Origin of the sequence: Tahibacter harae (assembly GCF_024437735.1) — a bacterium.
Lineage (GTDB): Bacteria > Pseudomonadota > Gammaproteobacteria > Xanthomonadales > Rhodanobacteraceae > Tahibacter > Tahibacter harae.
The window spans coordinates 127,604-146,866 of sequence record NZ_JANFQO010000013.1 but is presented as its reverse complement, the minus strand read 5'-3'; the positions used below and the strand labels follow the sequence as shown (position 1 = coordinate 146,866).

14 protein-coding genes are annotated in these 19,263 nt (G+C 69.2%); 5 read left to right on the top strand and 9 right to left on the bottom strand.

Annotated elements, in window-relative coordinates; genetic code table 11:
* Nucleotides 1-10: 10 nt before the first annotated feature.
* Complete coding sequence (locus NM961_RS14855) at nt 11-1,519, top strand: SH3 domain-containing protein (RefSeq protein WP_255915188.1); 1,509 nt, start codon at nt 11-13, stop codon at nt 1,517-1,519.
* A gap of 246 nt (nt 1,520-1,765) precedes the next feature.
* Here NM961_RS14855 and NM961_RS14850 read toward each other — a convergent pair whose 3' ends face one another.
* Genes NM961_RS14850 through NM961_RS14835 form a run of 4 tightly spaced genes read right to left on the bottom strand, consistent with a single transcriptional unit; the run spans nt 1,766 to nt 7,233 of the window.
* Entirely contained in the window at nt 1,766-2,398 is a 633-nt protein-coding gene (locus NM961_RS14850; protein WP_255915187.1) for a DUF938 domain-containing protein, read from the bottom strand.
* Nucleotides 2,395-5,220: an AAA family ATPase gene (locus NM961_RS14845; RefSeq protein ID WP_255915186.1), complete on the bottom strand. Its 2,826-nt coding sequence runs from the start codon at nt 5,218-5,220 to the stop codon at nt 2,395-2,397. The genes NM961_RS14850 and NM961_RS14845 overlap by 4 nt, the downstream gene beginning before the upstream one ends.
* Nucleotides 5,213-5,896, bottom strand: a complete 684-nt coding sequence (locus NM961_RS14840; protein WP_255915185.1) for a hypothetical protein — start codon at nt 5,894-5,896, stop codon at nt 5,213-5,215. Before NM961_RS14840 ends, NM961_RS14845 begins: the two co-directional genes overlap by 8 nt.
* Entirely contained in the window at nt 5,893-7,233 is a 1,341-nt protein-coding gene (locus tag NM961_RS14835) for a hypothetical protein (RefSeq protein ID WP_255915184.1), read from the bottom strand. Before NM961_RS14835 ends, NM961_RS14840 begins: the two co-directional genes overlap by 4 nt.
* A gap of 309 nt (nt 7,234-7,542) precedes the next feature.
* Between NM961_RS14835 and NM961_RS14830 the strand changes: the two genes are divergently transcribed.
* Both NM961_RS14830 and NM961_RS14825 read left to right on the top strand, forming a co-directional pair.
* Nucleotides 7,543-8,115 carry a hypothetical protein gene (locus tag NM961_RS14830; protein ID WP_255915183.1) on the top strand — a complete coding sequence of 191 codons (573 nt, stop codon included), beginning with the start codon at nt 7,543-7,545 and terminating at the stop codon, nt 8,113-8,115.
* 137 nt (nt 8,116-8,252) lie between these two features.
* A complete protein-coding gene (locus NM961_RS14825; RefSeq protein ID WP_255915182.1) occupies nt 8,253-9,935 on the top strand; it encodes an ankyrin repeat domain-containing protein in 1,683 nt (560 codons plus the stop codon).
* A gap of 170 nt (nt 9,936-10,105) precedes the next feature.
* Here the strand turns inward: NM961_RS14825 and NM961_RS14820 are convergent, their stop codons facing one another.
* The 3 genes from NM961_RS14820 to NM961_RS14810 form a co-directional block, all read right to left on the bottom strand.
* Entirely contained in the window at nt 10,106-13,282 is a 3,177-nt protein-coding gene (locus tag NM961_RS14820; RefSeq protein ID WP_255915181.1) for an efflux RND transporter permease subunit, read from the bottom strand.
* A 144-nt stretch (nt 13,283-13,426) separates the two neighbouring features.
* Complete coding sequence (locus tag NM961_RS14815) at nt 13,427-14,635, bottom strand: efflux RND transporter periplasmic adaptor subunit (protein ID WP_255915180.1); 1,209 nt, start codon at nt 14,633-14,635, stop codon at nt 13,427-13,429.
* Nucleotides 14,636-14,660: 25 nt separating this feature from the next.
* Nucleotides 14,661-15,368, bottom strand: coding sequence for an SDR family NAD(P)-dependent oxidoreductase (locus NM961_RS14810; RefSeq protein ID WP_255915179.1), 708 nt, complete (start codon nt 15,366-15,368; stop codon nt 14,661-14,663).
* Between the two features lie 163 nt (nt 15,369-15,531).
* On the opposite strand from NM961_RS14810, the gene NM961_RS14805 reads away from it, so the two are divergent.
* Nucleotides 15,532-16,542 (top strand): LysR family transcriptional regulator, encoded by a 1,011-nt coding sequence (locus NM961_RS14805; protein WP_255915178.1) that lies wholly within the window; start codon nt 15,532-15,534, stop codon nt 16,540-16,542.
* Here NM961_RS14805 and NM961_RS14800 read toward each other — a convergent pair.
* Complete coding sequence (locus NM961_RS14800; RefSeq protein WP_255915177.1) at nt 16,515-16,907, bottom strand: YchJ family protein; 393 nt, start codon at nt 16,905-16,907, stop codon at nt 16,515-16,517. The genes NM961_RS14805 and NM961_RS14800 overlap by 28 nt on opposite strands.
* A gap of 125 nt (nt 16,908-17,032) precedes the next feature.
* Here NM961_RS14800 and NM961_RS14795 point away from each other — a divergent pair, with 125 nt between their 5' ends.
* A complete protein-coding gene (locus tag NM961_RS14795; RefSeq protein ID WP_255915176.1) occupies nt 17,033-18,856 on the top strand; it encodes a sensor domain-containing diguanylate cyclase in 1,824 nt (607 codons plus the stop codon).
* Nucleotides 18,857-18,951: 95 nt separating this feature from the next.
* On the opposite strand, the gene NM961_RS14790 is transcribed toward NM961_RS14795, so the two are convergent.
* The gene (locus tag NM961_RS14790; RefSeq protein WP_255915175.1) at nt 18,952-19,128 is read right to left on the bottom strand and encodes a hypothetical protein; all 177 of its coding nucleotides are present in this window, start codon (nt 19,126-19,128) and stop codon (nt 18,952-18,954) included.
* Nucleotides 19,129-19,263 lie beyond the last annotated feature (135 nt).

Sequence of the window (19,263 nt, the reverse complement as noted above, 5' to 3'; positions counted from 1 at the left end):
CGGGGCAACCATGAAAAACTGTTTTCTTGCAGTGTTGTGCCTGCTGTCCGGCGCGGCCGCGGCGCAGAACGCGGCCAGCGCCGCCACGGCGCAGACCGAACCGGCCGCCGCGACGGCGGCCGAAGCCGCCGCCAGCGCCATCGTGGTACAGGACCAGATCGCCCTGCGCGCCGCGCCCAGGGATTCAGCGCCACAGCAGGCCGTGCTGTGGCAAGGCGATGTGCTGGAAGTGCGCGGCGAGCGCCAGGACTATCTGCAGGTGTATGACCATCGCCGCGAACGCGGCGGCTATGTGCGCGCCGCACAGCTGCGGCGCGTGTCGCTGCAAGCCGAAGCTGCGCCGGAACTGCTGGCCGTGGTGCGCTTCCTGCGCGACACGCCGGGCGCCGAGGCGCTGGGCATGGCCTATGTCGCCAGCTACCTCAAGGCCGCGCCGGCCGCCGCCATCGACAGCGAGGCCTTCGCCGCGCTGGGCAGCTTCGCCGACCGCCTGGCCCGGCGCGCCTCGTCGCGCCATGCCAAGGCCGACGATGCCGTCATCGCCGCACATCTGGAAGTGGCGGCCAGCCTTGGCGTGGCGATCAAAAGCTTCGAGCGCGAAGGTCGCATGCAGCTGTGCTACGACGGCGAAGCCTGGCGCCGCGTGCTCGCAGTGCCGGCGGACGATCTGCAGCGCGCCCGCGCCGCGCTCGCGCTGACCCGGCCTGATTGCATCCCGCCGGACCTCGGCATTGCCGACCGCTACGCGCTGGATGCCTGGCGCGTCGAAGTGCTGGCGCGCGCGCCGCGCGAGCGGCTGCCGGAACATTGGCGCAACCGTCTGCGCCTGCGCAGTGCCGGCGTACAGGCCAGCTTCGCCTTCCAGCGCGCCCGCCGCGGCGAGGACGCGCGCGCGGCCATGGCGCTGGCGCTGCAGGAGCTTGCCGGCGTGAACAAGCTGGAATTGGCCGAGGAAGACAACAGCGCCTACACCGACGCCGCCGTGCGCGTAGGCGCCTCGCGCTGGGCCGCGGAAATCGTCCCGCCCGTACCGCAGGGCCTGCGCGTGGCCACGCGCGCCGGCGAACAGGCCGGACAGAGCTGCGTGCTGCTGCTCGACGCGCAACACGACAGCAGCGCACCGCTGGCCCAGCGCTGCACCTACGGCCTGGTCTGGACCGCCTCGGCCAGCGCCAACGCCGCCGGCACCGCCCTGGCCCTGGCCGTGCAGCCGCTGGACGGCTGGCGCGAGCTTTGGCTGTTCCAGCAAGGCAGCGATGGCTGGCGCATCGACGTACTGCCGCCGGGCCTGGACGGCCCGGACCTGGGCTATATCGAATTCGCCGGCTGGGTTCCCGGCAAACCGCAGTTGCTGGCCGCGCGCGAGGCGCGGGTCGAAGGCCGCTTCAAGCGTACCTTCGAGGTGATCGACCTGGGCACGCTGGCGGTGGAGAAGCAGGCCGACAATCCGGCTTCGCTGAGCGTGTTCTACCGCTCGCAGGATCCCGCGTGGAAGCGGCAGAGTGTGGCGTTGCGGTGACGGGGCGGGATTCGGGATTCGGGATTCGGGATTTGCAAATGCGGACTCGGCGCAGCTGTGGGATTTCCGGGATCAGCCGCCGCGACTCCGAATCCAAGCGGAAAACTGTCGCTTACTGAGCGCGATTGGGAGAGGTGCGAGCGCGCAGTTCGAGGACAGGCGCCGGAACAAGCAGGACCGGATGCAACAGCCGGCACCTGCCCGGCAATGCCTGGACCCCAGGCCGTCCTCGACATTCCGCTGCGATCAGCGAGACTGGGTCCGATCGCCGCTTCCCTGACCGCGGCCTCTCACCCACACCAGACACCGGTTGTTCGCCGGCATCGCGTGGTCGGCCATCTGCGCGAAGCCCTGCGCCGCCGCCAGTTCCGCAACCGCCGCGCGATCACGGATGCCGCGGTGCGGCGCCGCCGCGCGCAACGAAGCGTCGAAGGCGGCGTTGCTTTCGCTGGTGAAACGGCCGTCCACATTGAACGGGCCATAGATCGCCAATACCGCATCAGGCGCGGCACAGCGGCCCAGGCCGGCGAACAGCCGTTCCACCTCGGCCCAGCTCATGATGTGCAAGGTATTCGCGCTGAAGATCGCGTCGAACGGGCCGGCGGGCCATTCGTCCGCGGCCACGTCCAGCTGCAGCGGCGGCGGCGTGTTCGGCAGCGCGGCTTCGTCCAGCCAGGCGCGGATGCCGGGCAGGTTTTCCGCGCGGTCCGAACTCTGCCAGCATAGCCAGGGCATATGCGCGGCGAAATGCACCGCGTGCTGGCCGGTGCCGCTGCCGATCTCCAGCGCCGCGCGGCGGCTGGCGAAGGCTTCGCGCAGCACGCCGAGTATGGGCTCGCGGTTGCGCTCGCAGGCGGGCGAGAACGGCTTGCCGCTCATGCGCCCAGCGCTTTCTTCGGTGCCGCCGGCTCGGCTTTCGCGCGCTTGAGCACGGCCACCGGCTCGGCCCAGGTGCTGTTGGGCCGGCGCTTGGTCGTGGTCAGCACCAGGTCGGTGGGATGGAAGACATTGAGATTGTGCGTGATCGGCGTGGTCAGGATGTACTGGGCCTCGGTCGCGCGCAGGAAGCTTCCCACTTTCTCAATGTTGAAAACGTCCAGATGGGCAAACGGTTCGTCGATGAAGACGAAGCCGCCCGGATGGGTCTCGTCGCGCAGCAGGGCAACCAGCAGCAGCAGGGATTTCATCACCTGCTGGCCGCCGGAGGCTTCGCCGTCGTCCAGGCCTATCCAGCCCTTGCGGTCGAAATCGAAGCGCACGGCCAGGCCGGCCTGGGCCAGGGCGACGTCGTCGTTGGCCAGTTCGGGCTGGTCGACTTCCACATTGATGCCTGACAGCTCGCCCAGCGCGCGCAGATTGCGCGCGTATTGCCGCACCGTGGCGCGCAGCACGTTGATGTAGGCGCCGCGGGCCTCGTCGGTAATGCGGCGGGCGCGGGCGAGGTGGGAGTCGCGCCGGCTCAGCGTGGTCTCCAGCAGTTCGTGATCGGCGGCGATCTTGTCGCGCAGGGCGACGCAGGCATCGTCGGTGATATAGCCGCCGCGCTCGATGCGATGGGCCAGGCGTTCCAGTTCGCGCTGCACTTCGTGATCGGTCTCGAACTCCGCCCGCGCCGCCTCCAGCACCGCGCTGCTGCGCCAGGCCGGCGGCAGCAGGCTGCGCTGGCGCCGGTATTCCAGAATGCGGCGCACCTGGCTCTGGCGTTCCTGCGCCAGTTGCTGTTCCTTTTCCGCGTGTTCGCGGCGCAGGGCGGCGCGCTCGCCCTGGCGCTTCTGCGCGGCGAGTTCCTCGCGCTTCTGCGCTTCGCGCGCGGCGTCGACCGCGTCGCGTGCCGCGCTCAGTGCCAGTGCGGCATCCTGCGCCGCCTGCTGCAGCGCGGGCAGGTTCTCCGCTGCGCTTTCAAATTCCGCCGCGCGGGTCAGCAGTTCCTGCGCCGCATCGAGCTTGAGCAGGCGCGACTGGTTGGCATCCAGCCGGCGCGCCAGCGCAGCGAGTTCCTGCGCGCGCTGCTCCAGCATCGGGCCCAGTGCGGCGCGCTCGGCCTTCAGCGCCTGCAGCTGTGCGGCGCGCGCGCCGGCGCCGAAATTGCGCTCGTCGGTGCCGATATGGCGGCCGCCGCGGTGCTCGCGCAGATAGCCCTTGGGCGTGATCCAGTCCTGGCCTTCACCCAGGCGCGCGCCGGCGGCGACATCGGCGACGCGGCGCAGCTTGTCCAGCTGGCGCGGCAGCCAGGCCGGCGGATCGGCCGAGAAACGCAGCACTTCCAGCAGCGAGCCCGGCGTGGCCTTGTCCACGGGGCTGCGCTGGGCGACGACGAAATGGCGGTACTGGAATTGCTCACCCAGGGCGAAGGCCTGCTTCGCGTCCGACGGCGAAGCCAGCAGCACCAGGTGGCGGTACGGATGCAGCACGGCTTCGACCGCCGCCTCCCAGGCCGGATCGGTGACCTCGACCACATCGGCCAGCATGCGGTGGGCGATGCCGGCCTGCTCCAGCGCACTGCGGAATTCGCGCTCGAAACCGGGCGCGTAGCGCTGGCCGCTGGCCAGCGCGGCGATCTGCGCGTCGAGTTCGGCGCCGCGGTCCTCGCCCTGTTCGGCCTTGAGCTTGAGTTCGGCCTGGCGGCGGCGGTCGCGTTCGACTTCGCGCAGCAGCTCGGCCACGTCGCCGGCGCCCTGGCTGGCGGCCAGCTGCTCCAGCTGCTCGCGCCGGCGCGTCAGATGCTCGGCATCGCGCGCCGCGTCGCGCGCCGCGAGGAACGCGCTTTCGGCGGCTACCGCGCGCGACTGGGCCTGCTGCAACTGTGCCGCATCGTCGCGCAGCAGCTGCGCGGCGCCGGCCTCGGCCTGGTCCAGCTCCTGTTCGCGGCGCAGGCAGTCGCGCAGGCTGCGGCGCAGGCCGGCCAGGCGCGGACGCGCGCCTTCCAGCCCGGCACGGCGCTCGGCCAGCGCAACTTTTGGTGCAATTTCCACTTCCAGGCGCTGCTGTTCGCGCAGGATTTCGCCGTATTCCTCGAACGAGCGCACATCGGCCTTGGCCGCTTCCAGCCGCGTATGCAGCGCGGCCAGGTCCTGGCCCAGGGTCTTGAGTTCCTGTTCCGTGGCGAACTGCTCGGCGCGGGCGCGCTGGTAGTCCTCCAGCACGGGTTTCTCACCGAACACATCCCACACCAGTTGCAGCAGCTCGCGCGGCGGGTACTGGCACAGCTTGTCGGTGGCGCCCTGCTCCAGCGTGAGCACGCGGCGGATCGCGCGGGTCAGGCCGGCGCCTTCCAGGCGCACGCGGTAATCGCGCAGGCCCAGCCATTCGCCGCCCTGGGCCTCGATCGCTTCCACGCTGACATCGCCGCCGAGGATCTGGTAATCGCGCGACCAGTCGCCGCCTTTCTTGCGGATGCGGCAGGCCAGGGTCACTTCCGCATCCATCAGCGGGAAAAACGGCCGGCGGCCGTTGCGGTCGGGCCGGTTGCTGACCAGGCCGCGCAGCCAGGCGAAGGATTTGCCGTTGTGGCGCAGATAGGTCTTGTAGTCGCGCGCGGTCTCGCGGTCCTCGATCGCGAGCAAGGTGCGCAGCGCGTCGAGCAGGGTGGTCTTGCCCGAGCCGTTGGGGCCGACCACGGTGACGATGGAGGAATCCAGCGGCAGGGTGAAGCGTTGCCAGTAGTCCCAATGCACCACTTCCAGCGCGCGGAACTCAAACATGGCCGGCCTCCGCCTCGTCGTCGACCGCATCTTCGCGCGCGGACTGGCGCGCCTGCTCCACCACGAAGGCGAGCGCGCCATCGAGCACGCGCCGCGCCGTGCGTTCGTAGTCGAAGGCCAGATCCAGCAGCGGCCCTTCGTAGATGCGTTCCTTGCGCCGCACGATGAAGCCGTGCCGCGCCAGCGCGCCGAGGTTCATGTTGATGCGCATTTTGCCGCCGAGGCGGTCGCCGAAATCGGCCAGCAGGGTGCGCTCGGCCAGCGGTTCGGCGACTTCCTCGCCGACCGGCACGGGCTTCATCTCGGCGAAGATCTGCGCCTGTTCCTGATCGCGGTCGGCCTCGATGCGGCTGATCTGGCGCTGGCGTTTGGGAAGAATCAGCAAACTCCACAAAACCACAAGCAGCGCCACCGCATCGCGGTCCAGACCGAGGTTGCTGGCCGACCAGGCCTTGGGCCCGGCAAACACCGCGGCTTCCTGCGCCTTGGCCACGGCGATGCCGACATGTGCGGCGTAGGGATGATCGAGCAGACGCAGCCCGGCGGCGGCCAGGCGCCGGTCCAGTTCCTCGCGGAAGCCGGCGTCGGTGAGGGCCTGGCGCGCGAGTTCGTCCTCGCGCGGCAGCCAGCGTTCCGCCAGCAGGCGCGCGATCAGTGCGGCGACGGGATCGTTCATGCGTTCTTTTCCTTGCCGCGGCGGCGCACAGGCGCCTTGGCCGCGGTTTCCTGCGGTTCGGGTTCGTCGTCCAGCGGCGCCAGGCTGCCGGCGCTGATCCAGCCGACTTCACCGCCGGCCACCGCCTGCAGCTCGCCGCTGAGGCGCAGCCGCAGCGGCAGCCGCGCCAGCTCGGCCAGCGGGCCTTCGCGCGCATCGGCACCGGGATCGCCCAGCAGTCCCAGCAGCGAGAGGCGATAGGCCGAGGCGGCGAAATCGTCGCCGGGCACCAGGCTGGCCAGCGTGGCCGCCGCCGGCAGCGCGGCCAGCTGCGCCTGCCATTCCTGCGCCAGGGCGTAATCGTTGCTGGCGATCGGCGCGGTCTCCTGTTCGGGTGCGCCGCAGGCGTCGGGCAGGGTTTCGACGACGCTGCTCTCGCGCTCGCGTTCCAGCAGCTCGTAGTCGGCCACGTCCAGGGCGATGTCGCCGAGCACGAAGGCCGGCGCCAGGCGCTGCGCGAGCACATCGGCGGCCAGCGCGGCCAGGCGCTCCGCATCGAGCGAACGCAGCCACTGATTCACGTCCGAAGACGACAGCCCGCTGCCGCCCAAATGCACGCGATGGCGGTCGAGCTGGTTCAGCGCGCGCTGGAATACCGAGGCCTGGCGCAGCATCGCACTCTGGGCGCGGCCGATCTGCTGGGCGACGCGGTGGGTGGCGGGATCCAGCTCCGTATCCTGGGCGATCATCCGCACCACGGCCGTGCCTTTTTCCACCCAGCGCCACACCGATTTCAAGGTTGCCGCAGCCGCGCGTATGCGGTGTTCCGAGCCGCTGAGCACGGCCCGGTCGAAGTCGTCGCGCAGCTCGTTCAGGCGCGACAGCAGGTGCTGAAGATCTTCGCTGCCGACGCGGCCGGTGGCTTCGCCGGCGGCGATCTGCGAGGTCACATAGGCCAGCTCGTCGCCTTCGCCCTGGAATTGCAGCAGCAGGCTCAGCGCCGACAGCGCCTGGCGGCCGACCGGGCTGACCCGGTAGCGCTGGGTCTCGCCGTCCCAGGTCAGCAGGCTGTTGTCGCGCAGGCGGAACAGCACCGTGTCCAGCTTGGTGCCGTCGATGTAGGCGAAATGCTCGCGCAGCTCCTGCGGACTCCAGTCCGGCGCCGCGCCGCGTTCGCCGATGGTGCGCAGAATCAGCAGGCGCACCATGACCGCGTCCTCGCCGCCGTGGAACAGCGTGGAAAAGGCGCGCAGCAGCTCGCGCGCCTTGCGCAGGCCGAACAGGGCGGGGATGTCGTTGACGAGCAGGCCGGGACGCAGGAAATCCTGCAGGCCCTCGTCGGACGCGGTACGGGACACGGAATTCCAGACAGCTTGTTGCGGCCGGCAATGGTCGGGCATGGGCGGCGGCGAGGCAAGCGGCGGCGGCCGGAGGCGGCGCGGACGCGGAAGTCAAGGCCCGGCAGGGAGGATGGCGCCGCAAACCCGCCGCCCTGCGCACGACCGGGCCCGGCACCGTTGAAAATGTAATTGTTTATACAAAGATTGCGCCTGCGCGAGCGCTCTGTCGCCTTGCGCGGCACAAGGATTTACTATTCCTGCAGCGCTGCGGCCGCAGTTTCCACACCTTGCGGCAGGGCCGGCGCAGTCAAGCAGGAAATCACGGATATGGCTTCGATTCGGCGTGTTCTGACTTCGTTCTGGCTGATCGCTGCGGCGGCATCGGGCAGCACCGGCGCACTTGCCGGTACCTGCCGCTGCGAGCCGCCCGCGCAAACCGTGGACGCCGACATCGCCGCGGCGGCGCACGTGTTCCGCGGCGTGGTCGTCGGCGCCGAAATCGTGCGCACCGCCGACGGTTTCGCCACCGAGATCTACGTCGGCGAGACCATTCCGCTCAAGGGCGGAAAGCCCCCGTTCTACAAGATGGTCTCGCCGCTGCCGCGCGCCTGCGGCCTGAATGTGTCGGTGCCGCAGGAGTATTGGTTCTTCACCAATGAAAAAGGCCTGATCGCGCCGTGCTCGCGCTCCGGCCCGGCCGCCGGCACCGATTTCGTTGCGCTGGAAGCCCAGGTACGCGATGCGCTCGCTGCCAGCCGTGCCGGCGACTACGACGCCGATGGCTACGCCCGCGCGCCCTCGGGCCTGCTGTCCGTGCCCTATCTCGCCGCCGGCGTCAGCATCGTGGTGTTCGTGCTGGTGGTGCTGGGACTGAGCTGGCGCGCAGCGCGGCGAAAATAGGCGGCGCACCGGCGCCGCGGCCGGGTGCCCGTCCGCCCTCAATTCGCCATCAGCCTGCCCGCCGGCAGACAGGCAGGCGTGCTTCGCTGCAGCCCTTCGCCCAGCCATCCACCACAGCGCCTCGCAGGAACGCTACCATGCCCTGGCTTGCCGGCCTGATGTTCTCTTTCGCCACCGGCGCGGTGCCCGAGCCCGCGACACCGAGCTTCGACTGTGCCAAGGCAAGGACACGCGCCGAGCAGCTGGTTTGCACCGATGCCGAACTGGCCGGCCTGGACCGCCGCCTGGCCCGGATCTACGCGGAGCTGCATCGCACGCTGCCCGCAACCCGACGCAAACAGCTGATCGCGGACCAGCGCGCCTGGCTGGCGGAGCGCGATGACTGCGGGCCTGCGACGCCCTGTGCCCGCAACGCCGCGATTTCGGGCACCGCCTGCCGCAGCAGCGCGCAGTGCCTGTATTACCACTATCGCAGCCGCATCGCGCAGCTGCTGCCGCAGGCGCCGGCCCTGGCGCCCGAGGCCATCCACGACGCGGCGACCATCGCCTCGGCCCTGCGCCTGTTCGATGCGATGACGCCGGAGGATCTGAACGAACTGGCGCAGCACCGCCCCGACGAACACCTGTCCGAACTCTCCTGCGACTACTTCCGCCGCCAGCCGCGCGAGGCGGAGCGACTGTTCGGCGCGCATTTCTATTCCACCCGCGACGGGTGGCAGCCGCTGTGCCGCACGCTCGACGTGACCAGGACCGTGCCGGAAACCGCGCCGCTGGTCGCAGCGCTGCGCAGCGCCTACAGCGCCGATGGCGACAACACCGGCTGCAAAGGTTCGATGACCGTCGGCTTCGCCCGCGAACAGCGCGTGGCCGCGATACTCGCCGTGGTGGAAACCGCGCCGGATATACGGGCCCGCGATGAAGCCCGCGCCGCGCGGACGGCCAAACTGGGCTATACGCCGGGACTGGCGCACTGGGCGCAGCAAGGCCTGTGGGAAAAGCGTCAGGCCGCGCGGATAGAGCAACTCGCCGTCCACGCACGCACCGCCCTCGACCGCTACTACCGGCAGCAGCACGGCCTGAAACCGGCGCAGGCGGCCGCGACCGCCGGCTATCACGTACAGCGCCTGCTCGACGTCTATACCGGCCGGGTAGGCGCTTCGTCGACGCTCAGCTATACCAGCTACTGCTACGACAGGAAGGACCTGGACGCCTATCTCGCCAACGACGCGCTGCCACAAAAGAGCTGCCCGAACGGCGAATTCATCAACACCGCGCCGGCGGCCGTGCGGGGCTATCTGCTGGCGCTGGCCCTGGTCAACGACTATCCACAACCAGCCGTCGAACGCCTGATTGGCGCCGGCGCGGAACTGAACCCGGCGCCCTACAAGTTCCTCTCGCCCCCCGAAACCCCGCTGATGCTCGCCGCCGCCCGCCCGCAGGCGATAGCCGCACTGCTCAAGGCCGGCGCCGAGCCGAACCGGCAGAACAATTTCGGCAAGACGGCCCTGATGTACGCAATCGCGGAAAACCAGCCGGACAGCGCGCGCGCCCTGCTCTCCGGCGGCGCCGACGCCAATCTGGCCACGTACCCCGATCCGCACATCGGCTGCAACCAGCTCAAGGCCGGCAGCCGCACGCCGTTGATGTACGCGGCCTGGCACGCGACGCCGGCCCTGGCCCGGCTGCTGCTGGATCACGGCGCCGATCCCGCGGCGCGGGACAGCACGGGCGGGACGGCACAGGACTATCTGCGGCTCAATGAAAAGCTGACGCCGCGCCAGCGTGCTGAAATGAAGCGTCTGTTGAAAATGCCGCCGTGAATTCACCGCAGCCTGCTTCTGCCGAAATGCCTGCGGCCTGTCCGCGATGAAAACCGGGACTGTATGAGAAAAAAAAAAACCGGCCGACAACGCATCGGCCGGTTCGACCGCCCGGCAGGCGCCGCGCTCCGGAGCGAGGAGCGCGGCGAGGCGGTCAACAGCGGGGTGGATCAGTGCGCGTGGGCCGGCGCCGCGGCCACCGGCAGCGCGGGTTTGCCGCGCGTGGCCAGCTTGCGGATCAGCACATAGAACACCGGCGTCAGGAACAGGCCGAACAGGGTCACACCGAGCATGCCGGCGAACACGGTCACGCCCATGGCGTGGCGGATTTCCGCGCCGGCGCCGTGGGCGAAGACCAGCGGCAGCACGCCCATGATGAAGGCGAGGCTGGTCATGAGGATCGGGCGCAGGCGCAGGCGGCAGGCTTCCAGCGCGGCGTCGACGATGGCCATGCCCTGCTTGTGTTCCAGTTCGCGGGCGAATTCCACGATCAGGATGGCGTTCTTGCAGGCCAGGCCCATCAGCACCACCAGGCCGATCTGGGTGAAGATGTTGTTGTCGCCGCCGGTGAACCAGACGCCAGCGATGGCCGAGAGCATGCACATGGGCACGATCAGGATGACCGACAGCGGCAGCGACCAGCTCTCGTACAGCGCAGCCAGCACCAGGAATACCAGCAGCACGCACAGCGGGAATACCAGCAGCGCGGCCTTGCCCTGGGTGACCTGCTGGTAGGTCAGGCCGGTCCATTCGAAGCTCATGCCGTTGGGCAACAGTTGCTGCGCCAGCGCCGCGGCGGCCTGTACCGATTCGGCCGAGGACATCAGCGCCGGATTGACGCCGCCCTGCAGGTCGGCCGCCGGATAGCCGTTGTAGCGGATCACCGGATCCGGGCCGTAGGTCTGGCCGATCTTCACCACACTGCCGATGGGCACCATGTCGCCGGCGGCGTTGCGCGTCTTGAGGTTGGCCAGGTCGCTGACCTCGTCGCGGAAGTTCGCGTCGGCCTGGGCGATCACCTGGTAGGTGCGGCCGAAGCGGTTGAAGTCGTTGACATAGCGCGAACCCATGTAGACCTGCAGTGTCTCGAACAGGTCGGTCAGCGCGACACCCTGCTCCTTGGCCTTGGTGCGGTCCACGTCGGCGGTGAGCTGGGGCACGTTGGATTGGAACGAGCTGATCGGCCGCTCGAACCCCGGCGTCTGCATCAGGGCGTGGCTCAGCGCCTCGATCTGGCGCGTGAGTTCGCCGAAGCCCTGGCCGGAACGATCCTGCACGTACATCTCGTAGCCGGCGGCATTGCCCAGGCCCAGCACCGGCGGCGGCATCAGTGCGAACACCAGGCCTTCGTTGATCTCGGTGAAGAAACGGCCGTTGAGCTGCTGCACGATCTGCTCGGCGGTGAGGCCATTGCGCTGATCGAACGGCTTCAGCGGCAGGAACACCGTGCCCATGTTCGGCGTGTTGGTGAACTGCAGGCCGTTGAGGCCGGGGAAGGCGACCGCATTGGCCACGCCGGGATTTTCCAGCGCGATGGCGCTCATGCGCCGTATTACCGCCTCGGTGCGATCCAGCGACGCGCCTTCGGGCAGTTTCACGCCGGCGAAGAGATACAGCTTGTCCTGGGTCGGGATGAAGCCGCCGGGCACGGCGCGGAAGCCGACCACGGTCAGGCCTATCAGCAGCGCATAGACAATCAGCATCAGCGGCGCGCGCTTGAGGGCCGGCCGGCCGCCGTTGGCATAGCTGTCGCTGGCGCGGCGGAAGAAGCGGTTGAACGGCCGGAACACCCAGCCGAAGGCCTTGTCGATCACGCGGGTGAGGAAGTCCTTGGGCGCGCCGTGGGGCTTGAGCAGGGCAGCGGCCAGGGCCGGTGACAGGGTCAGCGAGTTGATCGCCGAGATCACCGTGGAGATGGCGATGGTCACCGCGAACTGGCGGTAGAACTGGCCGGTCACGCCGTCGATGAAGGCAATGGGCACGAATACCGCGCACAGCACCAGGGCGATGGCGATGATGGGGCCGCTCACTTCGCTCATGGCGCGGTGCGCGGCTTCCAGCGGCGCATGGCCTTCCTCGATATTGCGCTCCACGTTCTCGACCACGACGATGGCATCGTCGACCACGATGCCGATGGCCAGCACCAGGCCGAACAGGGTCAGCACGTTGACCGAGAAGCCCAGCATCCACAGCACGGCGAAGGTGCCGACCACAGACACCGGCACGGCCAGCAGCGGAATGATGGAAGCGCGCCAGGTCTGCAGGAACAGGATGACCACGATCACGACCAGGGCAATGGCCTCGAACAAAGTGGTGATCACCGCCTTGATCGAGTCGCGCACGAATACGGTGGGATCGTAGACCACGTCCCAGGCCACGCCGTCGGGGAACTGCTTGGCCAGCTCGCCCATGCGCGCGCGCACCGCGTCGGACATGGCGATGGCGTTGGAGCCCGGCGCCTGGAAAATCGGTATCGCCACGGCCTGCTGGTTGGACAGCAGCGAGCGCAGCGCGTATTCGGACGCGCCCAGCTCGATGCGCGCGACATCCTTGAGGCGCGCGATGTTGCCGGCGTCGTCGCTCTTGATGACGATGTTGCCGAATTCTTCCTCGGTGACCAGGCGGCCCTGGGCGTTGATCGACAGCTGCACGTCCGAGGCCATCTTCTGCGGCGGCGCGCCGATGGAACCGGCGGAAACCTGCAGGTTCTGTTCCTGGATGGAACGCACCACATCGCCGGCGGTCAGGCCCAGCGCCGCGACGCGGTCAGGCTGCAGCCATACGCGCATGGAGTAGTCGCCGGCGCCGAAGATCAGCGCCTGGCCCACGCCCTGGATGCGCGCGAGTTCGTCCTTGATGTGCAGCACTGCGTAGTTGCGCAGGTAGGTGACGTCGTAATTGCCCTTGGGCGAGAGCAGGTGCACGACCATGGTCAGGTTGGGCGACTGCTTGAGCGTGGTCACGCCGAGCCGGCGCACGTCCTCGGGCAGGCGCGGGGTGGCCTGGCTGACGCGGTTCTGCACCTGCACCTGGGCCAGATCGATGTCGGTGCCGATCTTGAACGTGACGGTCAGCGTCATCACGCCGTCGGAGCCGGCCACCGACTTCATGTAGATCATGTTCTCCACGCCGGTGATGGCTTCCTCCAGCGGCGCGGCCACCGTCTCGGCGATGGTCTTGGGATTGGCACCCGGATACACCGCGCGCACCTGCACCGAGGGCGGCACCACGTCCGGGTATTCGCTGATCGGCAGTATCGGTATGGCGATGAGGCCGGCGACGAAGATGATGATGGAAAGGACGGCGGCGAAGATCGGCCGGTCCACGAAAAATCTGGAAAAGTCCACGGTTACACTCCTTTACCTGGACAGGACATAGTGCGTTTTTCTGGCGCGGCGCTGCAGTCGCGGCGGCGGCCGGGCAAGCCGGCGGCAACCCCGCCGGTGGACGGGGAAGCCGTGCGTCCTGCGGGCCGCGGCGCCGGGCCGGTGCTAGTGCGATCCGGCCGCGCCGGCGCTGGCCACCGCGGGCGGCGCCTGCTCGGGCTTGTCCATGGGCACGTCCAGCGGCGCTACCGGCATGCCAGGGAAGAACACCTTCTGCACGCCGTTGACCACGACGCGGTCGTTGGCGGCCAGACCGTCGGTGACGATGCGCAGGCCGTCCACCGCCGCGCCCAGCTTCACGTCGCGGCGCAGGGCCTTGTTCTCCGGGCCGATCACGTAGACGAACTTGCGGTCCTGGTCGGTGAGCACGGCGCGGTCGTTGATCAGCAGGGCCGACTGGGCGCCGCTGCCGAGCAGGCGGATGCGGGCGAACAGGCCCGGCGTGAACAGGCCGTCCTTGTTGGAGAACACGGCGCGGGCGCGGATGGTGCCGGTACCGGCATCCAGCTCGTTGTCGACGAAGTTCATCACGCCTTCGTGCGGGTAGCCCTGCTCGTCGGCCAGGCCCATGCGCACCGGGTTGCTGGCGATGCGGGAGGACTGGCGCTCGCCCTGGCGGTCCAGGCCCTGGTAGCGCAGATAGGTGTTCTCGTCGCCTTCAAAGCTGACGTAGACCGGATCCATCGACACCACCGTGGTCAGCAGCGAACTGCCCGGCGCGACCAGGTTGCCCTGGGTGACCAGAGCCTTGCCGACGCGGCCGTCGATGGGCGCGGTGATGCGGGTGAAATCGAGGTTGAGCCGGGCCTGCTCGGCCGCCGCCTGGGTGGCCTTCACGTCGGCCTGGGCCTGGGCCAGTTCGTCCTCGCGCAGGTCGAGATCGTTGCGCGCGACCAGCTTGTTGCTGACCAGCTGGCGCGAGCGCTCCAGCTGGCGCTGGGCCAGCGCGGCGCGCGAGCGGGCGCGTTCCACCTCGGCCACGGCGCGGGCGTGGGCGGCGCGGTATTCGCGGTCGTCGATCTGGAACAGCAGCTCGCCCTTCTTCACGTCATGGCCTTCCTCGAAGTTCACCTTTTCGAGATAGCCGGCCACGCGCGGGCGTACTTCCACCTTGTCCACGGCCTCGATGCGGCCGGTGAATTCATCCCACAGGGTCACGTCCTTCTGCACCACGGCCGCGACATTGACCTGCGGCGGCGGCATCTGCGGCGGCGCGCCGCCGGACTTGCTGCAGCCGGCCAGGGCCAGGCCCAGCAGCATCAGCAGAGCGGCGTTCGCCAGCGCGGGCCAGACGGGTAAGGTTTTCGTACTCATTTCCCACTCCTTCGGATCTTCAAGGTCATTCAACAGGTTCGGGACTGCCGCCGGGACGCAGTTCCAGCACCGCGGCGCTGCCGTCGGAGTGCTGCAACAGGTCGATCGCGGCGCGGCCCACGGCGTCGGCTTCCAGCCATTCGCTGCAGGCGCAGTGATCGTTGCGGTAGGTGCGCACCAGCCCGGCCAGGGCCAGCTGCTGCACGCGCACCGGCAGGTCGCGCGATTCGGCATGGAGCACCTTGGCCAGCATGCGCAGGGCCGCATTGGCGATGGAGAAATGGCCGAAGCCGGCCCAGGGATGTTCGGTGGCGGCGCTGGACACGCCCAGGAACAGCGCGTTCGGCGAGTTCTGCGCCAGGAACGGAATCAGGTGCCGCGCCGCGCTGAACTGGGTCACGACGTGGGCGTGCAGGCGGTCTTCCAGGAAGACTTCATCGCGCTCCAGCAGGCGGCCGCATTCTCGCGGCGGGCCTATGGCGACCACGGCGCCGGCGAAGCGGCGGCGCAGGCCGGCCAGCTGCTGCACCAGGTCGCGCGCGGCGGTCTCGCTTTCCACGCTGGCCGGCAGCAGGGTCAGGCCCGCCGGGCGCTGCAGGCGGTCGGCCAGGTCGAGCAAGGTGTCGCGGTGACGGCCGACGCCGACCACCGGATAGCCCTCGGCAAGCAGGCTGGCGACCACCCCGCTGCCTATGCCTCCGCTGGCGCCGACGACGATGACACTGGATTTCATGAAGACCGCCTCGTGGACAGGTACGAACCCGGGCTGGCGCCGCTGTCGGGTGCATGGCCGGGACTTCGGTCCATGGACGGGACAGTTCCCTCGCCGCCGGCGGGTTGACTGGGTTTGCTAGGTAGGAACGGCCGCGGACTTTCATTAGTGGGCCGATTCGGGAATGATTTTCCCATCGCTGGAACAATCGGCCGCTGTCATGACGCGCGATTTCAATGAAACCCTGATCTTTGTGCGCGTGGTGGATCACGGCGGCTTCTCCGCCGCCGCACGCGCGCTGGGCCTGCCCAAGACCAGCGTCAGCCGCAAGGTGCAGGAACTGGAACAGCGCCTGGGCCTGCACCTGCTCAAGCGCACCACCCGGCGCATAGGCCTGACCGAGGCCGGCGCGCTGTATTACGAACACTGCCGCAACATCGCCCGCGACCTGGATGCGGCCGAAAGCGCGGTGAACCAGCTGCACGGCGCGCCGCGCGGCTGGCTGCGCGTGACCGCGCCCTACACCCTGGGCAACAACGCGCTGGCGCCTATCCTGCCGGAGTTCCTACGCCGTCATCCGGAGCTGCGCGTGGAGCTGGTGCTGAGCAACGACCGGCTGGACCTGGTCGCCTCGGAGATCGACCTGGCCCTGCGCGTGGGGCCGCTGGCGGATTCCAGCTTCAGTGCGCGCCGCCTGGGCAGCTTTGTCGCCCAGGTCTATGCCAGCCCCGACTATATCGCCCGCCACGGCGAGCCGATCACGCCGGAGGAACTGGCCCATCACCAGACCCTGGCCATGAGCCAGCACCGCAATGCCAGCGGGCGCTATGTCTGGAGCCTGCGCAACGGTGCGGCGGGCGGCGACTTCGCCGTCTCGCCGGTGTTCGTCGCCAACGATCCCACCGTATTGCGCAGCGCCCTGGTCAACGGCAGCGGCCTGGCCCTGATCAGCGAGAGCCTGGTCGAGCCGCTGGTCGCCGGCGGCAAGGTGCGGCGCGTGCTCAGTGCCTGGCAGGGCCCGGCGCTGGATCTCAACGCGGTCTATCCGCCGGGCCGCTCACAGCTGCCCAAGGTGCGCGTGTTCGTGGATTTCCTGCTCGAACGCATGAGCCTGACCGAGTGGTGGCACCCCTGCGAGCAGATGGCGCAGAACGTGCGCTTCGGGCCTCAGGTGCTCCACTCGCCGGCGACGTAGTACCAGTGGCCGTCCTCGCGGCGGAAGCGGCTGAGTTCGCGCAGCCGCTGCATGCTGCCGCCGCCGACCTTGTACTTGGCGACGAACTCGACGAAGGCGTTGTTCTCGTCCACCGGCTGATAGCGCAGCACCTTGAGGCCGTGCCAGCGCGGCGCCGGCTTCTCCCGCGCCAGATTCAGCGCGGCGGGGCGGGTCGAGCGGTGCCAGCTCGCCAGCAGATAATCCTCAAGACCCAGCACATACGCGGTATAGCGCGAGCGCATCAGCGCTTCGGCGGTGCTGGCCGCGGCGCCGGCGTGCAGCGGCATGCAGCACTCGGCATAGGCCTGGTCGGAACCACAGGGACAGTCGATACGGTCGGACATAGGGCTGGAATCGGGACAACGTCCCATTCTGGCGGCAATCGGCCGCGGCGTCAGCCCCGGTGCGCAATCGGCAAAGCGGAACCTGTGTCATTCATGACGCCGGGCGCAGCGATATGATGCCGCCCATGGACAGGGGGGAGTTGCGACGATGGCTGGGCCGCGGCGGCGCGCTGTGGCTGTTGTTCTGCGCCTTGCTGGCGCAGGCGGCCGAGCCGGTCGCGCTCGGCCGCGACAGCGGCTTCCGCATCGACCTGCACGCGGGCCTGTCCCTGCTGCGCGATCCGGGCCATGCGCTGGACCCGGCCCAGGCCTGGCAGGCCCTGGCCGAGGGCCGCTTCCGGCCGGTGCAGGAATCGGCCAGCTACGGCTTCAGCCATGACGCTTTCTGGTTCGCCCTGCGGGTGGAGAACCGCGACCATCCGGCACGGCGCTGGCTGCTGACGGTGGAACAGCCGCGGCTGGACCGCATCGACCTGTGGTGGCGCGATGCGGCCGGCGCCAGCCACACGGCCCGGCTCGGCGACGCCCTGCCCTTCGCCGAACGCAGCGAACCGCACCGTTTCCCCAATACCGCGCTGGACCTGGGTGCCGGCGAGGCGGTGGACATCCTGCTGCGGGTGGAATCCAGTTCCTCGATCCAGCTGCCGCTGGCGCTGTACACGCCCAACGAGCTGTACCGCGCCAGCTACGACGGCCAGGCCGGCGCCGGGCTGTACTACGGCCTGCTGCTGGCCCTGCTGCTGTACAACCTGGCCGTGCTGCTGTCGATCCGCGACCCGACCTATCTCTACTACGTCGCCTATGTCGCCGCGTTCGGCCTGCTCATGCTGTCGTTCAACGGCGTGGGCTTCCAGTACCTGTGGCCGGACTCGCCGGAGTGGCAGAACACCTCGCTGCCGTTTTCCATAGGCGCGGTGCTGTGCACCACGGTGATGTTCGCGGCCAGCTTCCTCGATCTGAACCAGCACCTGCCGGCGCTGGCGCGGGCGCTGCGCTACAGCGTGGCGGTCTTCGCCGCGCTGATCGCGTTCGCCTTCACGCGCTGGCGCTACGACATCACCATTGTCTTCAACCTGGGCGTGATCGCGCTGGGCCTGGTGGTGACCGCGGCCGCGGTGATCTGCGCCCGGCGCGGCTACCGGCCGGCCTGGTATTACCTGATCGCCTGGACCTTGCTGATCGGCGGCGGCATCGCCTTGCCGCTGTCGTCCTTCGGCGTGATCCCGCGCACGGTGCTGACCGAGTACAGCGTGCAATTCGGCTCCGCCGCGGAAATGCTGCTGTTGTCGTTCTCGCTGGCCTATCGCATCCACCTGCTGCGCGATGCCAACGAGCGCCTCGCCACCGAAGCCCGCGAGCTGCTGGAGCAGCGCGTGAGCGAGCGCACGCTGGAGCTGGCCGCGACGGCGCAGCGGCTGGAACAGGCCAACCGCCAGCTGCGCGAATCCTCGCTGCGCGACGGCCTGACCGGCGCCTACAACCGGCGCTATCTGGACCAGTCGCTGGATGCGATCTGGCAGGCGGCCCAGGCCGGCTCGCCGCTGTTCAGCCTGCTGATGATCGACATTGACCACTTCAAGGCCATCAACGACAACCACGGCCATACCGCCGGCGACGACTGCCTGCGCACGGTGGCGCAGCGCCTGCGCGATGCCTGCGAGGTACCCGGCGGTTTCGTCGCGCGCTACGGCGGCGAGGAATTCATGGCCGTGCTGCCCGGCCTGGGCACGCACGAGGCGGCCACCATGGGCCAGCGCCTGCGCCTGGCGGTGAGCGCAAGCCCGGTGCCGATCGAAGGCGCGGCGCTCACTGTCACCGTGAGCATAGGCGTGGCCAGCTTCGATGCGCGCCACACCGGCAGCCTGGCCGAACTGCTGCGCCTGACCGACCAGGCGCTGTACCGGGCCAAGCGCAGTGGCCGCGACCGCGTCGTCGCGGCGGTGGACTGAAGCAGGGTCAGCGGCAGGAGAGCCGGCGGATCGCCGGGGTCACCGGCACTCCGCGCCATCCCGCGGAATCGTCCGGCGCACCGGCCGGCGCGGCGCTAGGCCGACTTGCCGCGCAACATCTCGCGCAGGAATTCAAACGCATTGCCCAGCACGATGCCGACAAAGCGGAATGCCAGGGCCAGCAGCCAGCCCAGCGAGTACATCACCAGCGCGATCACGGCCAGCGGCAGGCAGGCGACCAGCAACAGCAGCCAGAGCAGGACTTTCCGCATGGACACGCCTCGATGAACTCCCTGCCCAGGGTGCCCCAGCGGCGGCTTCGGCGGAAGTGCCAGAGGGTGAGACAAGCGATCCGTGGCGCCAGTCACGCCGCGGTCGCAGGCACCGAGACGGCGCGGCCGCATGCT

Excerpts from the sequence above, each read along its gene's own strand:
- NM961_RS14855 (WP_255915188.1), top strand. The coding sequence starts at position 11 with ATGAAAAACTGTTTTCTTGCAGTGTTGTGCCTGCTGTCCGGCGCGGCC.
- NM961_RS14850 (WP_255915187.1), bottom strand. The coding sequence starts at position 2,398 with ATGAGCGGCAAGCCGTTCTCGCCCGCCTGCGAGCGCAACCGCGAGCCC.
- NM961_RS14845 (WP_255915186.1), bottom strand. The coding sequence starts at position 5,220 with ATGTTTGAGTTCCGCGCGCTGGAAGTGGTGCATTGGGACTACTGGCAA.
- NM961_RS14840 (WP_255915185.1), bottom strand. The coding sequence starts at position 5,896 with ATGAACGATCCCGTCGCCGCACTGATCGCGCGCCTGCTGGCGGAACGC.
- NM961_RS14830 (WP_255915183.1), top strand. The coding sequence starts at position 7,543 with ATGGCTTCGATTCGGCGTGTTCTGACTTCGTTCTGGCTGATCGCTGCG.
- NM961_RS14825 (WP_255915182.1), top strand. The coding sequence starts at position 8,253 with ATGCCCTGGCTTGCCGGCCTGATGTTCTCTTTCGCCACCGGCGCGGTG.
- NM961_RS14815 (WP_255915180.1), bottom strand. The coding sequence starts at position 14,635 with ATGAGTACGAAAACCTTACCCGTCTGGCCCGCGCTGGCGAACGCCGCT.
- NM961_RS14810 (WP_255915179.1), bottom strand. The coding sequence starts at position 15,368 with ATGAAATCCAGTGTCATCGTCGTCGGCGCCAGCGGAGGCATAGGCAGC.
- NM961_RS14805 (WP_255915178.1), top strand. The coding sequence starts at position 15,532 with ATGATTTTCCCATCGCTGGAACAATCGGCCGCTGTCATGACGCGCGAT.
- NM961_RS14800 (WP_255915177.1), bottom strand. The coding sequence starts at position 16,907 with ATGTCCGACCGTATCGACTGTCCCTGTGGTTCCGACCAGGCCTATGCC.
- NM961_RS14795 (WP_255915176.1), top strand. The coding sequence starts at position 17,033 with ATGGACAGGGGGGAGTTGCGACGATGGCTGGGCCGCGGCGGCGCGCTG.
- NM961_RS14790 (WP_255915175.1), bottom strand. The coding sequence starts at position 19,128 with ATGCGGAAAGTCCTGCTCTGGCTGCTGTTGCTGGTCGCCTGCCTGCCG.